The sequence below is a fragment of the Clostridioides sp. ZZV15-6383 genome (genome assembly GCF_020657735.1).
Taxonomy (GTDB): domain Bacteria; phylum Bacillota; class Clostridia; order Peptostreptococcales; family Peptostreptococcaceae; genus Clostridioides; species Clostridioides difficile_D.
On record NZ_JAGWCV010000040.1, the window covers coordinates 1 to 18,167 of the forward strand.

The following is an 18,167-nucleotide window of genomic DNA, read 5'->3' on the forward strand; positions in this document are numbered from 1 at the left end:
AATGAAAGAATACAATTAAAAAACGGAATGAGTCCGATTGAATATCGAACTCATTCCGAGTAAAGATAGCCTTTTTTAAGTCTGTCTACTTGACAGGGACATATCCAATTTTGAGACAGCCTCTTTATGGTTATTATTATGAAAATAGTAATCAATTAAGCTTATTGAACTTTAAATTGTTATAAAAATAGACTCAAAATAAAGATATAACCTAAACAAAAAATAAAACTGTTCAATAATTAGAAAGTCAATTTCTAAAAAAGAACAGTTTTATTAAGTAAATTTACTTAAATCAACAAGACCCTATTTTGATTTTAACTCTATCCAAGCCTTGTCATACAATTTTATATTTTCACCAATATCTTCAAAAGTTTCACATTTATTAAGCACTTCTTTAGATGGATATGCAACAGGATTCTTAGTTATTTCTGGGTCTAATAATTTTAATGCTCCTGTATTAGGTGTTGAATATCCAATGTATTCAGCATTTACTTTTGCATTCTCTGGGTCTAGTAAAAAGTTTATAAACAACTCAGCTTCTTTCTTATTTTGTGCTGTTGTTGGCACACACATAGCATCTACCCATTTATTAGTACCTTCTTTAGGTATAGCATAATCAAGGTCATGATTTTGCTCCATTAATGTAACTGCATCTCCTGAATATAGCATACCCATTGCCACTTCTCCGCCAAGTAATCTATCTTTACCTTCATCATTTACATAAGCTAATACTAAATCCTTTTGTTTCATTAAAAGATTTTTTGCTTCATTTATTTCTTTTGGATTTACACTATTCATACTATATCCTAATTTTTTAAGAGTTATTCCTATAGTATCTCTAACAGAGTCAAACATCATCATATTTCCCTTATACTTTGGATTCCAAAGTATATTCCAGCTATCTATAGGCTCTTTAACTTCTTTTTTGTTGTACAATATTCCAAGAGTTCCCCACATATATGCAACACTATATTCATTAGTTTTATCGTATACAGGATTTAAAAAACTCTTATCTAAATACTTCATATTAGGTATGTTTTTAAAATTTAATTTTTCCAAAAGCCCTTCATTTTTCATTTTCTCTACCATATAATCTGAAGGAAATACTAAATCGTAGTGTGTACTACCACTTTTTACCTTTTGATACATCATTTCATTAGTATCATAAGTTGAATATTGAACATCTATTCCTGTTTCTTTTTCAAACTTATCTATAAGAGACTCATCTATATAATCTCCAACATTATATACATTTAGAACTTTTGTAGAATCAGTTGCTTTATTACATCCTGTAAATAAAGTAACTGTCATAATACCTACAGCTACAAGGGATATTACTTTTTTAAACTTAATCATTATTTAGTCCCCCTTACTATAGATTCTTTTTTATTAGCCAGTAAAAGTAAGCCTAAAACCACTGCAAACATTATTGTTGACAATGCATTTATTTCAGGTTTTATACCTCTTCTAGCCATTCCATAGATTTCTATAGAAAGATTGCTTACACCATTTCCAGCATTAAAGAAACTTATTATAAAGTCATCTATTGACATAGTAAATGCAATTAAAAATCCAGAAACTATTCCTGGCTTTATTTGTGGTAAAATTACTTTTCTAAGAGCATATATAGGTGTTGCTCCTAAATCCATGGCAGCATCTTCTATATTATCAGGTAATTGCTTCATTTTCGGCAAAACTGAAAGTATAACATATGGCAAACAAAACATTATATGTGCCAATAGCATTGTTGTAAACCCAAATTCTATTTTTACAAATACAAACAGACTCATAAGAGCTACTGCTGTAACTATCTCTGTATTTAAAATAGGAAGATAGTTTACATTTAGTATTAATTTCTTACTCTTACCTCTCATCTTATGTATTCCTATAGCACTTATAGTTCCTACTATTGTAGATATTACAGATGCTAATATGGCTATTACTATAGTATAATATAAAGCACTCATTATACTCTCATTTTGAAGTAATTGCCCATACCATTTCCATGTAAATCCATTCCATCTTGCCATTGATTTTGAATCATTAAAAGAAAATAGTACCAAGGCAAATATGGGTGCATATAAAAATAAGAATACTAAGGCTAAATATATATTAGAAGTTATTTTCTTTAATTTTAAAATAGTAACCCACCACCTTCTTTATCAGACTCATCTCCAAATTTTGACATTATGGACATCGATATTAATATTACTATCATCATAAATATCGATATTGCTGAGCCAAAGTTCCAATCTCCAACAACTGTAAATTGTTGTTCAATCAAATCTCCAACTAGCATTATTTTACCTCCACCTAACAGTCTTGATATTGCAAAAGTAGTGACTGCTGGCATAAATACCATAGTTATTCCAGACATTACACCTGGCAAACTCAAAGGAAATATAATTTTTCTAAATACTGTCATATTATTTGCTCCTAAGTCATGAGCAGCATTTATCAAATCATTATCCATCTTTGATAGTGCAGTATATATTGGAAGAACCATGAATGGTAAAAAGTTATATACCATACCTAAAAGTATAGCAAAATTAGTATACAAAATTGCTAATGGTTGTACTCCAAGCCAACCTAAAAATGTATTTAAAAGTCCATTTTTTCCTAATATAGCAACCCATGCATATGTTCTTAAAAGAAAATTCATCCACATAGGAAGAATAAACAATAATATTAATGAACCTCTTCTACTTACATGAGCTTTTGAAATTATATATGCTACTGGATAACCAACTACAAGGCATATCAATGTCGCTCCTCCTGCTAAAAGAATAGAACGAGCAAAGACTTTAATATATATAGGGTCAATTACTTCTTTATAATTCTCAAGTGTAAATGTATAACCTCCACCTGACTCTTTTGTAAAACTGAAAAATACTACTAATATTAAAGGAATTATTACAAATATCGCACTCCAAACTACATATGGATATGCTAAGAAAGATTTTTTCTTCATTTTAGTTAGTCTCTTTTCTCATTATATGGATGTCTTCTGGATATATGTCCATGCCTAGTTCTGTTCCAACCTCAGCATTTTTAGTATTATGAAGTATCCACAATCTTCCATTTTCATTCAACTCTATCTCGTAATGCACTCCTTTAAATACTGTAGATGTAACTTTCCCCTTTAACATTCCTTCTTCTGGCTTTACCATTTTTATATCTTCTGGTCTTATTACTACTTCTATATTTTCATTTTTTTCAAATCCTTTATCAACACATTCAAAATCTCTATTACAGAAATTAACCTTATAATCTTCTATCATAATTCCATCAAATATGTTACTTTCACCTATAAATTTAGCTACAAATGAGTTTTTAGGTTCATTGTATATATCTTGAGGTGTTCCCATTTGTTGAATTTTACCCTTATACATTACAACAATTGTATCTGACATAGTAAGAGCCTCTTCTTGGTCATGAGTTACAAACACAAATGTTATTCCTAATTTTTTTTGAATTCTTTTTAATTCTATTTGCATTTCTTGTCTTAACTTTAAATCAAGTGCTCCAAGTGGCTCATCTAGTAACAGTACTTTTGGCTCATTAACTAGAGCTCTTGCTATTGCAATTCTCTGTTGTTGTCCTCCACTTAATGACTCAACTTGTCGTCTTTCAAAACCTTCTAGTGCAACAAGTTTTAAAACCTCTTTTACTTTAGCATCTATTACATCTTTTGGAGTCTTTTTAATTTTTAGTCCAAAAGCTACATTTTCATATACATCCATATGTGGAAATAAAGCATATTTTTGAAACACTGTATTTACTTGTCTTTCATATGGTGGCAAATTACTTATTTCTTTACCTTCAAATAAAACTTTACCATCATCAGCATACTCAAATCCTGCTATTATTTTTAATGTAGTAGTTTTTCCACATCCACTTGGTCCAAGTAAAGTTAAAAACTCATTTTTCTTTATATCTAAATTAAAATTATCTAAAACGGTAAGTTCCTCATAATGTTTAGATATATCTCTTAATTCTATTATATTTTCTACCAATTATTAAACACCTCTATTCTAAAATGATGGTGGCGTACTAACCCAAATCACTTTTGCTGTAGTTTTACCTTCGTTCGATATATAGTGATTTGCTTTTGGTCTAAAGTAAAAGCTTTCTCCTTTTTTTACCTTATTTTTCTTTTCGCCTATATGAACATATATTGAACCTGCTAATACATATCCAAATTCTTCGCCTTCATGTGGCTTTTCCTCTTTATACTGTCCTCCTGGATACAATGTTATTATTATTGGCTCCATTTCATTTTTTTGTGAATTTGGAATTAACCACTTTAATTTATATTTTAAGTCTTCGTCTTCAGTTTCAAACATGTCTTCTTTTGTAAAACTGATTCTTTCGTCATCTATTTCATTAAAAAATTCCCTTAAATTTGTACCTAGTATTTCAAGTATATCTATAAGGGTAGCTATGGATGGTGATGTTAAGTTATTTTCTAATTGAGAAATAAATCCCTTTGACAATTCACATCTATTAGCTAACTCTTCCTGGGTCAGTTGCTTTTCTGTTCTTAATCTTTTTATCTTTTCACCTATATCCATGTTGCACCTCCTAGTTTCTGTTTTATTTTACTAAACATTTTGTTTACTAAACATTGAGTTTAAAATTTCTAAACAACATAGGTAATTATATATAAAATCTGGATATAATACAAGAGTTTTTTTGACATTTTTTTATTTTTTTACTTAGAATAAATACAAGTATTTTAAAGGCTTTGGAAAATACACAGTTTAAAGATGTTTATATTAATATCTATAAAGTTTAGTATCTCTAATTATAAATTAATTAATTCATTAAATACAGAATAAGACTTCTATTACCTAAAAACATTAAACAAATAAAAAATTACTATATAAAAGTAAATCCATAAAAAATCCAATTAGTAACATGCTAAAAACAGTTCCCCATCCTACATTTTCTCCAAGAACAACATCTGCAATAACTACTATAGAGCCTACAATTATAGAGGCAGTTCCTATAGTTATTCCTAAATAAATTTAATCTTAATGTCTAAAAAGTACTGTTAAGTAGACATCTACTCTACAGTACTTTTTAATATCAACCTTACTTTGACTTTACAAATCTTCTTCGGTTTATCTTTGATACACCTACTAACATAATAGACACAATCATCATTGAAACTCCACCTAAAATTAATTTAGAGTATATTGCTGTTTTATTCATAGAGCTGTCTCCTTTATTACCAAAACCTCCAGCTTCTTTTGGATTACCTTGACTTCTATCTATATTCATATCGCCATTTTTACCATTCATATCACCCTTATCCATATTTCCCATTCCTGGTGGTATTTTACCATCCATTCCCTCAGGTGGTTCTGGCATACCACTCATATCTTCATCAAACTTTTCAGTCCCTTTACTTTCACTTGAACTTTCATCATCAGAACTTTGCTTTGTTGAAGAAGTTTCTCCACTTAATTGAGATTTTATAGTTTTACTCATATCTTCTGCAACTTCCAAAACTCCTGGTATTGACTTACCGCCTTTACCCATAGGACCTCCTGACTTTTCATTAGTATCATTGCCAGTTTTATTGTCATTTACACTATTCTCATTTTGACTAGAATATATAGTGTTATTTTTATTTTCATTATCTGTATTAGTTTTGACTTCACTTAATGTTAATTCAGCATTAACTTCTTTTTCATTACTTTTACTTCCAGAACTCTTATTTTCACTATTAGAATTATTATTAGAGTTATTATTGTTAAGTTCTTTATTACCAAATCCCTTATTATCACTAGAATCTTCAATTGAAGATGTTATATTTTTTTCAAATTCTTCATAAGTATAAAATGCTGTTGGGTCTTCTTTTACATATGATGCTATCAAGTCATGCAATTTTGTTGTCATATTCTCTAGATAGTCTGAATCTAAGTATTTAGTTACTATTTCTTCTAGATATTCATGGTATTTTGTTTTGTATGTCTCATTTTTTAATAGTGAAGATATTAAAGGTCTATCTTCCAAATTACCTGTTGTTGGTTCATCAATGGATATAGATTGACTACCTCCACCAAAACCACTAAATCCACCAAATGACATATTAAAATCCCACGGTAACATAGAAAATACTCCATCTTGTTCATACAAATAGTAATTATGAGCAAAACTACCTTGATAACTGTCAAGATTTAATAAAGCTGTATTTATTGCTATATTTTTAAGAACAGAATCTACATCAAGATATTTTTCAATATCTTCACCTGTATCTAAAGATTTTAATAACTTTGTAACTTTAGACCAGTCAGCTGTCTTTTTATCGCTTTCAATGATTAGATTTGAATAACTTTCTGGGTCATCTCCTTTATATTGCAACGAGCTTCCTTCATCTGATTTATATAAGTCCCCAGTTACATCTCCAAAATTATTTTCAAGATAAGATTCTTTTAGTCCTTCTACTGCCAAATACAAACCATGATATTCACCATTTATAGAGACTTTAGCATATGCAAATTCTGGAGTGGCTAATCCCATTTCCTCACAAATACTATACGTTAAAAACTCTCTCATATAAGATGGGTCAGAATAACAGTTATTAAGATTTAATTGAGTAAGACCTTCCATACTTTGACTAGTGTTATACTTATCAAAATTAATCTTATAGCTGTATCTATTGCTATCACTATTTGCTACAGATGTAAGACTTGAATTTCCCTTAGTTCTTATACCTACATTTCCATATGTATCTCCATTTACAGTTACTTTTGCAGACTTAAACTCTTCTTTTATAGCATTTTCATTCATGTCTTTCAAGTCACTCTCATCTATTTCTATATTAACTTCCATAACTTTGTCTCTATCAAAATATTTTTCAATATATACATCACTATATAAGTCAATACCTTTATTACCAGATGTACTGTAAACTCCAACTACTGCACACAAAACTATAATCATAATTGAGATAAGAAGGGTAAATTTTTTATCTTTCATAAAAGATTACTCCTCTCTATGCTACATAGTCACCATTATAACTTACAAGAACTGCATTAGTAACTCCATCTACTTGGCTCAAGTCATTTATAAGGCTTGTTTCTCCATCCTTCATTCTTACTTCAAGCACCAATTCTATACCTTTTTCTGGTGTAACACTTTTTGATTTTATTTGATATTTAGAAAATACTTTTTTAATTTTATCAGTTGCAATATCTTCTGAATCTTCATTATTACAATTTACCATCAATATATATGGTGTTTCAGATATTGTTTTATTTGAAAAGAATATTAGAATCAATCCCATAATTATTGAACCCATAACAGCTAATGGAATCAAACCTGCTCCTAAAACTATACCTGAACCCAATGACCAAAATAGAAATACTAAATCCATTGGGTCTTTAATTGCTGTTCTAAATCTTACTATAGATAAAGCACCAACCATACCTAGGGATAAAACTACATTTGAAGTAACTGCCAATATTACAAAAGTTGTAAGCATTGTAAGTGCTACAAGTGACACATTAAATGGTCGAGAATACATAATTCCCATATAAGTCTTTTTGTAGACCATATATATAAACACACCTATTAAAAAAGCTGAACCTAGTGCTAAAGCACTGTCCACAAATGAAAAACCTGATACGTTTTCTATAAAACTTGATTTAAAAATATCATTAAATGTCATAATTAAAATCATCCTTCCTATTTTTTAACTCATTTATTTTTAATTTATTTATTTTTTAGCTTTATTTATGTATAGCTTCATACAAATCATAGATTTTATTCCTAAATATATAATCTACTTGAAGCATATTTTGAAACTGCTGTAGAAGTAATCTTATTAATTTGAATTAAATCCTTTATAAAATCTGGTATAAATTCATCATATTTCACCTCTAATACAGTCATATTCTCATCAATCACTGAAACAGTTGGCAAATCTTTATTAAATAAATCTATTGAATTTACAGAAGTTTTAATATCGCTATCAATTGTAACCCTCACATTTCCAACAGGATAAACAAAGGCTTCTCTATCATAATCAACTATACTTTTTGCCTCCAATCTTTCACATTTTAATTTCAAATAAAATTCTCTTAATAAACAATTTGTCGATTCTTTTAAAAATTCAATATCTTTATTCAGTATCTTTATTACTTCTTTTTTTGTTAAATTAGCAGATAACTTTGATGTCATGTTATAATGTTTTATTTTTTTCTCTAATTTTATATAAGAACAGTTATTATTATAAAATCTTATTCTAAACTTTTCTCTTATTGCAACACCATTCAATTTATCCAAAAGCGCTTTATCCTCAGGAGTATCAAAATATAAACTCCTAATAAGATACTTTCCATCTTTTGATGCATTTTTATCTTTCTTCATTACTGTATAGAGTCTTGATTTTAAAGCTAACACATCTGCTTCAGTTATTTTGTGCTTCATTTCAAATCTATAGTTCAACTTTTTATCCATTATTTATATCACCTCTCAATTTATTTAACTTTATTTGATTTATTTTATATTTAGAGTATACTTTATGATACTTTGTTAAATCTCCGTAAAATAAGTGCATATTTATGGCATATATGTGGCAAACAATATTTACTTCACTAATAATAAGAATTATTTTACTTTTATATTGATAAATACATTCTTGTAATCTAATATAGAAAGGAAATTTTATCTTATGTTGACAAATAAAAAAGGCTATATAAAATAGAAAAATACTCTTATTCCATATAACCTTATATGTTACAATATATAACTTAATATTTATAAATTATTTAGTTGCCTAAAACTTGAGAATCATACAACATCTTCGTCATATTCACTTGAAAATTGACTGTTATAAAGTTCTTCATAGAACCCTTTCTTTTCAATAAGTTCTTGATGGCTTCCTTGTTCAATAATAGTGCCTTCTTTCATTACCAATATTAAATCAGCATCTCGAATAGTTGATAATCTATGTGCAATAACAAAGCTGGTTCTTCCCTTCATCAAGTTATTCATTGCCTTTTGAATTTCTACTTCTGTTCTAGTATCTACACTAGATGTTGCTTCATCGAGAATTAACACTGATGGGTCTGAAAGTATTGCCCTGGCAATTGTTAGAAGTTGCTTTTGACCTTGAGATAAATTAGAAGCATCCTCAGTCAATACAGTGTCATATCCTTGAGGCAAAGTCCTTATAAAATGGTCTACTCTTGCTGATTTTGCCGCTCTTACAATCTCATCCATTGTAGCATCTGACTTACTATATGCAATATTTTCTTTTATACTTCCATTAAATAGCCATGTATCTTGAAGCACCATTCCAAACATAGTTCTAAGTTCTCCACGCTTTAACTCTTTTATATTAACATCATCAATAGTAATTTTTCCACCTTGTATCTCATAAAACCTCATAAGTAAATTTACAAGAGTTGTCTTTCCAGCTCCTGTAGGTCCAACAATTGCAATCTTATCTCCTGCATTCAAATTAATATTAATATCTTTCATAAGAATAGAATCATCACTATATCCAAACTTAACGTGCTCAAATTGGACTTTCCCTTTAGGCATATTGATAATCTTTGAATGTTCTTCATCTTTTATTTCTTCTACTTCGTCCATAACTGCAAAAACTCTCTCTGCAGATGCAATTGCTGATTGTAGCATATTTACAATATAAGATATCTCTGTAGTAGGCTCTGATGCTTGATTTACATATTGAATAAACGCCTGTATACTACCAAGAGTCATTGTTCCAGTTGATGCAAATACACCACCTACAACTGCTATAATAACATACCCAATTTGATTTATAAATCTAATAATTGGAGATATTGCATATGATGAGAATTGTGCTTTTCTACTAGCATTATAAAGATTTTGATTTAATGCTTTGAAATTTTTTATAGTGTCTTTTTCTTTACTAAATGCCTTAACTAATATTTGACCAGTAAATATCTCTTCTATATTGCTATTTAATTCTCCTAATGCCTTTTGATTTTCTGAAAATCTTTCTTGTGATTTTCTTGCAATTATGACAGTAATACCCAATGAAACAACCAATGTTACAGCTGATACTATTGTAAGTGGTATACTTATACTTACCATCATTATGATAGAACCAACTACTGTAACTACTGCTGTGATAAATTGCATTAATCCTTCTTGTAAACTATCTGCTACTTTTTCCAAATCATTTGTAACTATACTAAGTGTTTCCCCCTTTTTATGGGAGTCATAGTACTTAAGAGGAAGTTTATTGAGTTTATCACTTAAATCTTTTCTCATGTTAAGGACTAAATTTTGTGCAACTCCTGACATAATGTATTGTTGTACATATATAAATACTGCACTAATTAAGTATAACCCTAGAAGTATTGATATTGTACTTCCCATAGTACTAAAATTCACACTGAATTTTGTACCTGTTTGGACTGCAGTTTTTATTCCATTAAATAGTTGGTCAATAGCTTTTCCCATAACCATAGGTGCTAAAACTGTAAGTGCTGAACTTATCAATACTGAAATAAAAATAATTAATATTTTAAACTTTTGTTTTGCCATATATTTCAATAATCTTTTAGTAGTTTTTTTTGTATCCTTAGCTTTTTCTGCTGACATACCATCTTCAAAGCTAAGTACGTCTATATCTTGTTTCTCTGTTATTTTTTCACTCATATTACACCTCCAAATATACAGATTAATTCTTCATACTATGCAAGTTCTTCTTTACTAAGCTGTGAATCTGCAATTTGCTTATAAACCTCACAATTTTCAAGTAAATCTTTATGTTTTCCAATACCAACAATTTTTCCATCATTCAAAACTATAATTTGATTAGCATCCATAATTGTACTTATACGCTGTGCTATAATTATAGCTGATGAATCTTTAATTTCATTCTTCAATGCTTTTCTAAGTCTTTTATCTGTCTTAAAATCTAATGCAGAAAAACTATCATCAAAGATATATACTTCAGGCTTTCTAACTAATGCCCTTGCAATAGATATTCTCTGTTTCTGACCACCAGATAAATTATTTCCACCTTGGGCTACAAATGAATCATACTTATCTTCCATTTCAGAAATAAACTCGTCAGCTTGGGCTATACTTGCAGCATGCTTTATTTCTTCAATACTTGCATCTTCTTTTCCATACCTTATATTTTCCTCTATCGTACCACTAAATAAAAATGCTTTTTGTGGTACAAATCCAATTTTATCTCTAAGTTCTTTTTGAGGTATGTTCTTAATATCTTGACCATTTATAGATATTTGTCCAGATTGAATTTCAAAAAAACGTGGTATTATATTTGCAATAGTAGATTTACCTGAACCAGTACTCCCTATAATTGCAGTTACTTCTCCAGATTTTGATTCAAATGTTATATTACTTAAAATAGGTTCTTCTGATTGAGCATATGAAAATGTTACATCTTTAAACACTAAATGACCTCTCTCTGAAATAATATCTTTACAACCATTTCCATCTACAATTTCAGGTTTTATATCTAATACTTGATTTACTCTATCTGCACAAGCACCTGCTCTAGGTATATACATAAATACCATTACTCCCATGATTAAATAAAACAGTATTAAGATACAATACTCAACAAGTGCCATTATATGACCTATCTCCATATTCCCATTACTGACTCTCATCCCACCAAACCAAATAATACTTACTATACCTAAATTCATTATTAACATTACAATAGGCATAAGTACTGCAAATATTTTATTTATTGAAATTGCTGTTTCAGAATAATCTATTGCAGTTTTATCAAATCTCTTTTTTTCAAAGTAGCTTCTATTAAAAGCTCTTATAACTCTTACTCCAGTTACTACCTCACGTAACACTCTATTCATATTATCCATCTTTACTTGCATCATTTTAAACAACTTGATAAGCTTTTTACCAACCAAAAAGGCTGATAACATGAATAGAAACATTACTACAACAATAATAATTGTCATTGCTTTATCTATAGAATATGCTAAAAATAGACCAGAAACAGTTATAATTGGTGCTGGTAATACCAACTGAATAAACATAAACACAGATTGACCTATTAAAGTAATATCACTAGTACTCCTAGTAATCATTGAGGCTGTACCTATCTTATTAAAATCATTTATTGATAAATCTTGTGATTTTATAAATACTGCTTCTCTAATATCTCTACAAAATCCAGATGAGAGATTTGCTGATACTTTACAAACCAACACAGCTGATAAGGCTGTTATACCAGCTACTATCAACATTATTAAACCTGTTTTTACAATATAATCTATATCTCCTTTTACTACACCATTATTTACTATACTTGCTGTAAGTGTTGGTATATATAAAGTTCCAAGTGTTTGCAAAAACGTAAATATCAAAACTATAACAATTAAAACTCTATATGGTCTTAAAAAACGAATTAATTTTTTCATATATTCACACTCCTTTATAAAATATTATGATAAACTATACTGTAACAGGATAGTCAAGGAGGAATTATAATTATGAGTCAAGTTTCAAAAAATTATTTCACAACTGGAGAATTCGCAAAAATTTGTGGAGTTAATAAAAAAACACTTTTCTATTATGATGATATAGGTCTTTTCTCTCCAGAATTAAAAAAAGAAAATGGATATAGATACTACTCATACCATCAACTTAGCATTTTTGGTATAATTTCTTCACTTAAGGAAGTAAAAATGCCTTTAAAAGAAATTAAAGCTTATATAGATAAACGTACTCCTAATTTACTAATTGAACTTTTAGAAAATAAAATGATTGACATTAACAACGAAATTGAAAAACTAACTAATATTCAGGCTCTAATGGAGTCTACGATTTCATTTACTAAAAATTCATGTAATATAGATGCAAATACTATTACTTTAGAAGAACATGAAGAAGAGTACTTAGTCAAAACGCCTATTACATACAAAGAACAATTTTTAGAAGATGATGAAGAAAATTTTTTATATGAATGTATTAACTTTATGGACAACTATGAATTGAGTGATTATGGTACGATTGGCTCTATCATTAAGGGTGAAGATATAATTAATAAGGATTTTGAATCATATTCATATTTATTTACGAAAGTTAATAAAGAATACAAGAAATATCCTATATCAATCAAGCCAAAAGGGCTTTATGTAACTGCTTATCATAAAGGGAGTTATGAAACCATTTACAAAACTTATGAAAAGTTATTAAATTTTTTTAATCAGAATAATTTATGTATGGGGGATTTTATTTATGAAGAATATCTTCTATATGATATAAGTGTGAGAGATTCTAATGAATATCTAACTCAAATATCAGCAGAAGTTAAAATGTAAAAGGAGTTTCAATAGCAAAGATTTATAAACATAAAAAAGTTGATGAACATATTATACTTCATTGTGTCATAATAGCTGACTTTTTATTATCTCTATTTCTAGTTACTTTAAAAGCATTTGGAGTAATAGATAATGAAACTGTAATCTTAGGAATGGGTATTTTAGTTTTATAAAATTAACTGTTCAAATTCACAAAATTTATTTTAAAAAAGGCGTAAGTAAACTTATGTTAATATAAATTTACTTACACCTTCATTTATATAAATTAACTTCATTGAAACAATAAAAATATACAAATTAACATCTTTTATAAATTAGATATACTACAAGAGTACATATACACGAAAGTAATGAGGCAAATCCAGAAACTCGAGTAAGACCTGCAATACCTCCAATACCAAATCCAAATGTAAAAATAAAAACAGCCATACCACCTAAAAAAGCTATACTTGCAAAGATAGCTAATATACTTCTCTGCCAGAATGTAGTAGCACACAAAGCAATCACAAAGTATATCATAGCTTCAATGAGTAACAATGCACCAAGATAAATAGGCGATACATGGACTAAATAACGTGAAAAAACAATTGAATTATAGCCAAACACAATAAGTAAACTTGCTAAAACAAGGCTTATATAGTTAAAAATAGGTTTAGTTGTCTTGTCTCTGATAAAATCAATAATAAGCAAAACACCACTAAAAATTATATATCCAACAATCACATAAAACATACTACCAAGTAAAAATTTAGGAAATAATAAAAGTGCAACTCCTATACCTCCAAGAAAAACTGCTTGTAGTCTTGCATACTTTATAAATCATTTATAGAGTAATAAATTCATAATCAATCCACCCCTGCGATACAAATGATTTATTTTCTTTGATATTCCACTCAAAAACGACAGAATCAGTCTGTTCAACAACAATTTTATAACGTTCATTACTGAGTCTTAATTCTTCCTTGTGAATTATTTCTTTTTCAAGTATTTCATATTTCATGGATAATTTAGTTTTATCTATAATAAATTTAAATAAATAAAACACAATAAAATTAATATATAAAATACCAATACTTGATATTAAGCTTATAAATTTTAAATTTTCAAGAGTAAAAAATGTATTTACATCAAAGATAGAAATAGACAGAAATAAACTAAATAAAGGTATTAAAAGTAATGGAATCCAATACTTTATTGACATATCTGAATGTACATCTTTTTTAAATAGACAAATAATTTTACATATCAATAAAAAGACAATTTTAGATAAAATTGTTGCCAATACTCTTATACTATTATTCGTAAACATTACTTCAAAGCCTTCTTTTATAAATAAAACAAAAATACTTGCAACTACAATTTCTGATAGTATAAAAAACAACTTCAAACATTCTATATTTTCTTTAATTTTTTATAACTTAAACACTACAGTAAACTTAGCACCTTTTTTGCCATTTTCTACATATATACGTCCACCATGCTTATTTACAATAGACTTAACTATTGATAGTCCAATTCCATGATTTCCCCCTACTCCCTTATAAAATCTCTCAAAAACATGAGGTAAATCTTCTTTGTTGATTCCAATTCCATCATCTTCTACTATTACAACTATATTTTTTTGGTTGTACTTACACACTATTTTAATTTCATTCTTAGCATATCTCAAAGCATTTTCTATAAGATTCATAAATGCTTTGGAGATGTTTTTTCCATCACATTCAAATAGAACCATTTCTTCATCAAACTCATAAATAAATTTTATACCCTTATTTATAGCCCTTACATTTTGTCTAGCTCCACAATTTGAAAGAACTTCTCTTAAATCACATTCTACAAGTTCATAATCTTTAGTTATATTATCTATTTTAGAAATGTATAACAAATCCTCAACCATATCGCTCAATCTATCACTTTCTTCAAGTATTATATCACTTGCATGTTTACTATCTATAACATCATACTTTATAGCTTCTGCATAACCTTTAATAGACATAAGTGGTGTCCTCAATTCATGAGATGCATTTTGAAAAAATATTTTTTGTTCATTGTCATACCTATCCAGATATTCAGCACTCTTATTCATAACATTTGAAAGCTCTACTAATTCCTTATCTGAAAAGTCAAAGTAGGTTCTTTTGAAATCTCCATGACCGATTTTTTTTGCAAATTCACACAACTCTTTTATAGGTTTTGCAATCTTTTCAGATAAAATCACAGCTGTAAATATTGCTAATATCCCAGCAAAACACATTACAGATATTAATACAATATTTATCTTTTGAGCCAGATTTAGAGTTTTTGATATATCTATAAAAAGTATTAGATATTTATCTTCTTCACCATATATACTAGTAATTTTTACAGTTGAAATATAATAATCCTTACTTCCAGCAGATATTCGTGTATTTTCATCTGAGTTTAAATCTAATTTTTTATTTTGAATACACTCTCTAATTAACTCCATCTCATCAACATTTTTTAAGAAGTCATCCTCTCTTGTTGGAAATATCAAGTTGTACTTGGAATCAACCACCATAGCATCAGCATCTGATTGTGTTTCTGCTACTCTGACTTTATCTTGTACATTTCTCATAAAGTTAGATAATACTTTTGGAGGAAGTTTTTCATCATCTTGAGGTGGCTTAATAGGTCTAAAATTACTATCCATATGTTCTACTATTTCTGTAGATTTTGTTAGTTCTTCATTTGCAGTCGTTTTTATGTACGTATCAAGTAATATGTTAAAAGATACTAGTATTATCATAAAAACTACAATTATCAAACACAATATACTCAACAAAATCCTAGTTTTTATGCTTATATTTTTCTTTGAGAATTTTAATTTAAATGCAGATTTAATCTTACCAAATATCTTTTTCTCATTTTGATTTTTCATTTTGATTTTTCTCCTTTAATCTAAATCCAAACCCCCACACAGTTTCTATTAAAATATTTGTATCTAAAATTTTTTTACGTAATCTCTTCACTGTATCATCAGCAGCCCTTGTCTCAACTTCTATATCGTATCCCCATATTTTATTTAATAACTCATCTCTAGAAACTGCCCTATCTATATTTTCAAATAAATATGTTAATAGATTATATTCATTTGGTGTAAGGTCTATATTTACATTTTTACTTGTAACTATTTTATTTTTTTTATTTATTGTCACATCTCCAAATTTCAATTCCATATCTACAGAATCACCATACTTATCATAATTTTGTTTCTTTTCAAATTCTATCCTTCTAAATATAGACTTTACCCTCATAACCAAAGACATTGGACTAAATGGCTTTGTAAAATAATCATCACTACCCAAAGTTATTCCTGTAATATAATCTATGTCTGTATCTCTTGCAGTAAGCATGATTATTGGAACTGTACTTTTCTCACGAAGTTTTGTACATACATCGAAACCACTTAAACCAGGCATCATTATATCTAGTATTACTAAGTCACATTCCTTTATATCAAATTGTTCCAAAAGTTCATCACCCGTTTTAAAATCCATAACATCATGACCTTCATTTTTTAAGAACGTCTTTACCAAATTTCTTATATTATCTTCATCATCTGCTATATAAATTAACTTACTCATAAACTCACTCCTTAATAGACTTTTTATTTAAATTAAATAGTATAAATACATTGATTAAACAGTTAAATCTCAATATATAATATAAATCTTATTTTTTTACTATATTTAAATTATATCAGCTTTTTATAGTACATTAGTTTTAAAATTGTTTGGATTTTAAGGCAATTTTAAGGCAAGATAAATTATTATAGAATTTATTAAACTCAGTCTAGAAATATCTTGAACTACTCCACTTTAATTACCTTAGGTAAATATTTAAAAATGGAGTATCTTGCCTATCTTTGATAGAATACCACTGAATATAATAATTTTTAACATCTTATTTGGATACTTCTTGATAACAAGTTTTCGTAAAAGTAATAATTAAGTAATTTAAACAAAAATAACTAACTAATTTAAATAAAAATAGCTGTCCTTAAATAAATTTAATTATTTAAAGACAGCTATTTTTTACTTAAACTACATTCTACTCTTATACTAATTTATAATCTTTTGGATTCAACTTACTTGCCGCTGCTTCATCTACTATAACTATAGTATCCTTATGAAGTTGAAGTATAGAACCAGGAACTTCTGGAGTTATATCTCCATAAACAGTCTTATATACTGCATCAGCTTTTTCTTCTCCTGAAGCTAAAAGTAATATTTTTTTAGACTTTAATATTGAACCTATTCCCATACTTACAGCCTTTTTAGGAACATCTTCTCTTGACTTAAAGAATCTTGCATTAGCTTCTATTGTAGATTCTGTAAGTTCAACTACATGAGTTCTTTTTGCAAATTTATTGTCAGGTTCATTAAAACCTATATGAGCATTACGACCTATTCCAAGCACTTGTACATCTATACCACCAGCTGCATCTATAGAAGCTTCATAGTTTATACATTCTTCTTCAATATCATCAGCCATTCCATTTGGTAGATGAGTATTTTCTGACTTTATATTTACATGATTGAACAGATTCTCTTTCATAAAATAATCATAACTTTGGTCATTGGATACTGGTAACTTATAATATTCATCTAAATTAAAGCTCATTACATCTGAAAAATCTACTATATTATCATTATATTTTTTTACTAAATCTCTATACATACCTACTGGTGTACTTCCTGTAGCTAGTCCCAATATTGAATTTGGCTTTAAAACTATTTGAGCTGCTATCATCTCAGCTGCTTTTTTGCTCATTCCATTATAATCTTTACATACTAATACTCTCATTTTGTA

The 18,167-nt window shown here is 28.2% G+C and carries 16 protein-coding genes; 1 reads left to right on the forward strand and 15 read right to left on the reverse strand.

Annotation, left to right across the window (positions count from 1 at the left end):
- Window positions 1-303: 303 nt before the first annotated feature.
- The 10 genes from KGF42_RS13725 to KGF42_RS13770 form a co-directional block, all read right to left on the reverse strand.
- The gene (locus tag KGF42_RS13725; RefSeq protein WP_227826515.1) at window positions 304-1,356 is read right to left on the reverse strand and encodes a spermidine/putrescine ABC transporter substrate-binding protein; all 1,053 of its coding nucleotides are present in this window, start codon (window positions 1,354-1,356) and stop codon (window positions 304-306) included.
- On the reverse strand, window positions 1,356-2,030 hold the full coding sequence (locus tag KGF42_RS13730) for an ABC transporter permease (protein WP_079739967.1): 675 nt from the start codon (window positions 2,028-2,030) through the stop codon (window positions 1,356-1,358). Before KGF42_RS13730 ends, KGF42_RS13725 begins: the two co-directional genes overlap by 1 nt.
- Before the next feature lie 104 nt (window positions 2,031-2,134).
- Entirely contained in the window at window positions 2,135-2,971 is an 837-nt protein-coding gene (locus tag KGF42_RS13735) for an ABC transporter permease (protein WP_227821580.1), read from the reverse strand.
- Between the two features lies 1 nt (window position 2,972).
- Window positions 2,973-4,016 carry a spermidine/putrescine ABC transporter ATP-binding protein gene (gene potA / locus KGF42_RS13740; protein WP_227821581.1) on the reverse strand — a complete coding sequence of 348 codons (1,044 nt, stop codon included), beginning with the start codon at window positions 4,014-4,016 and terminating at the stop codon, window positions 2,973-2,975.
- Between the two features lie 18 nt (window positions 4,017-4,034).
- Window positions 4,035-4,574: a helix-turn-helix domain-containing protein gene (locus tag KGF42_RS13745; RefSeq protein ID WP_003418769.1), complete on the reverse strand. Its 540-nt coding sequence runs from the start codon at window positions 4,572-4,574 to the stop codon at window positions 4,035-4,037.
- A gap of 523 nt (window positions 4,575-5,097) precedes the next feature.
- Window positions 5,098-6,990 carry a CotH kinase family protein gene (locus tag KGF42_RS13750; RefSeq protein ID WP_227821582.1) on the reverse strand — a complete coding sequence of 631 codons (1,893 nt, stop codon included), beginning with the start codon at window positions 6,988-6,990 and terminating at the stop codon, window positions 5,098-5,100.
- A gap of 16 nt (window positions 6,991-7,006) precedes the next feature.
- Complete coding sequence (locus tag KGF42_RS13755) at window positions 7,007-7,681, reverse strand: DUF4956 domain-containing protein (RefSeq protein WP_413927021.1); 675 nt, start codon at window positions 7,679-7,681, stop codon at window positions 7,007-7,009.
- Between the two features lie 101 nt (window positions 7,682-7,782).
- A complete protein-coding gene (locus tag KGF42_RS13760; protein ID WP_227826516.1) occupies window positions 7,783-8,472 on the reverse strand; it encodes a polyphosphate polymerase domain-containing protein in 690 nt (229 codons plus the stop codon).
- A gap of 333 nt (window positions 8,473-8,805) precedes the next feature.
- On the reverse strand, window positions 8,806-10,668 hold the full coding sequence (locus tag KGF42_RS13765; protein ID WP_227826517.1) for an ABC transporter ATP-binding protein: 1,863 nt from the start codon (window positions 10,666-10,668) through the stop codon (window positions 8,806-8,808).
- Between the two features lie 35 nt (window positions 10,669-10,703).
- Window positions 10,704-12,431 carry an ABC transporter ATP-binding protein gene (locus KGF42_RS13770; protein WP_227826518.1) on the reverse strand — a complete coding sequence of 576 codons (1,728 nt, stop codon included), beginning with the start codon at window positions 12,429-12,431 and terminating at the stop codon, window positions 10,704-10,706.
- Window positions 12,432-12,503: 72 nt separating this feature from the next.
- On the opposite strand from KGF42_RS13770, the gene KGF42_RS13775 reads away from it, so the two are divergent.
- The gene (locus KGF42_RS13775) at window positions 12,504-13,334 is read left to right on the forward strand and encodes a MerR family transcriptional regulator (RefSeq protein WP_227826519.1); all 831 of its coding nucleotides are present in this window, start codon (window positions 12,504-12,506) and stop codon (window positions 13,332-13,334) included.
- Between the two features lie 297 nt (window positions 13,335-13,631).
- Here the strand turns inward: KGF42_RS13775 and KGF42_RS13780 are convergent, their stop codons facing one another.
- From KGF42_RS13780 to nagB, 5 genes are all read right to left on the reverse strand, one after another.
- Entirely contained in the window at window positions 13,632-13,940 is a 309-nt protein-coding gene (locus KGF42_RS13780) for a hypothetical protein (RefSeq protein ID WP_227826520.1), read from the reverse strand.
- 217 nt (window positions 13,941-14,157) lie between these two features.
- Window positions 14,158-14,721 carry a hypothetical protein gene (locus KGF42_RS13785; protein WP_227821588.1) on the reverse strand — a complete coding sequence of 188 codons (564 nt, stop codon included), beginning with the start codon at window positions 14,719-14,721 and terminating at the stop codon, window positions 14,158-14,160.
- A 24-nt stretch (window positions 14,722-14,745) separates the two neighbouring features.
- Complete coding sequence (locus KGF42_RS13790) at window positions 14,746-16,233, reverse strand: sensor histidine kinase (RefSeq protein WP_227826521.1); 1,488 nt, start codon at window positions 16,231-16,233, stop codon at window positions 14,746-14,748.
- On the reverse strand, window positions 16,217-16,939 hold the full coding sequence (locus tag KGF42_RS13795; RefSeq protein WP_227821590.1) for a response regulator transcription factor: 723 nt from the start codon (window positions 16,937-16,939) through the stop codon (window positions 16,217-16,219). Before KGF42_RS13795 ends, KGF42_RS13790 begins: the two co-directional genes overlap by 17 nt.
- A 472-nt stretch (window positions 16,940-17,411) precedes the next feature.
- Window positions 17,412-18,161, reverse strand: a complete 750-nt coding sequence (gene nagB, locus KGF42_RS13800) for a glucosamine-6-phosphate deaminase (RefSeq protein ID WP_227826522.1) — start codon at window positions 18,159-18,161, stop codon at window positions 17,412-17,414.
- Window positions 18,162-18,167: the final 6 nt, after the last annotated feature.

Excerpts from the sequence above, each read along its gene's own strand:
- KGF42_RS13770 (WP_227826518.1), bottom strand. The coding sequence starts at position 12,431 with ATGAAAAAATTAATTCGTTTTTTAAGACCATATAGAGTTTTAATTGTT.
- KGF42_RS13760 (WP_227826516.1), bottom strand. The coding sequence starts at position 8,472 with ATGGATAAAAAGTTGAACTATAGATTTGAAATGAAGCACAAAATAACT.
- KGF42_RS13775 (WP_227826519.1), top strand. The coding sequence starts at position 12,504 with ATGAGTCAAGTTTCAAAAAATTATTTCACAACTGGAGAATTCGCAAAA.
- KGF42_RS13750 (WP_227821582.1), bottom strand. The coding sequence starts at position 6,990 with ATGAAAGATAAAAAATTTACCCTTCTTATCTCAATTATGATTATAGTT.
- KGF42_RS13755 (WP_413927021.1), bottom strand. The coding sequence starts at position 7,681 with ATGACATTTAATGATATTTTTAAATCAAGTTTTATAGAAAACGTATCA.
- KGF42_RS13745 (WP_003418769.1), bottom strand. The coding sequence starts at position 4,574 with ATGGATATAGGTGAAAAGATAAAAAGATTAAGAACAGAAAAGCAACTG.
- KGF42_RS13795 (WP_227821590.1), bottom strand. The coding sequence starts at position 16,939 with ATGAGTAAGTTAATTTATATAGCAGATGATGAAGATAATATAAGAAAT.
- KGF42_RS13725 (WP_227826515.1), bottom strand. The coding sequence starts at position 1,356 with ATGATTAAGTTTAAAAAAGTAATATCCCTTGTAGCTGTAGGTATTATG.
- nagB (WP_227826522.1), bottom strand. The coding sequence starts at position 18,161 with ATGAGAGTATTAGTATGTAAAGATTATAATGGAATGAGCAAAAAAGCA.
- KGF42_RS13790 (WP_227826521.1), bottom strand. The coding sequence starts at position 16,233 with ATGAAAAATCAAAATGAGAAAAAGATATTTGGTAAGATTAAATCTGCA.
- KGF42_RS13765 (WP_227826517.1), bottom strand. The coding sequence starts at position 10,668 with ATGAGTGAAAAAATAACAGAGAAACAAGATATAGACGTACTTAGCTTT.
- KGF42_RS13735 (WP_227821580.1), bottom strand. The coding sequence starts at position 2,971 with ATGAAGAAAAAATCTTTCTTAGCATATCCATATGTAGTTTGGAGTGCG.
- KGF42_RS13730 (WP_079739967.1), bottom strand. The coding sequence starts at position 2,030 with ATGGCAAGATGGAATGGATTTACATGGAAATGGTATGGGCAATTACTT.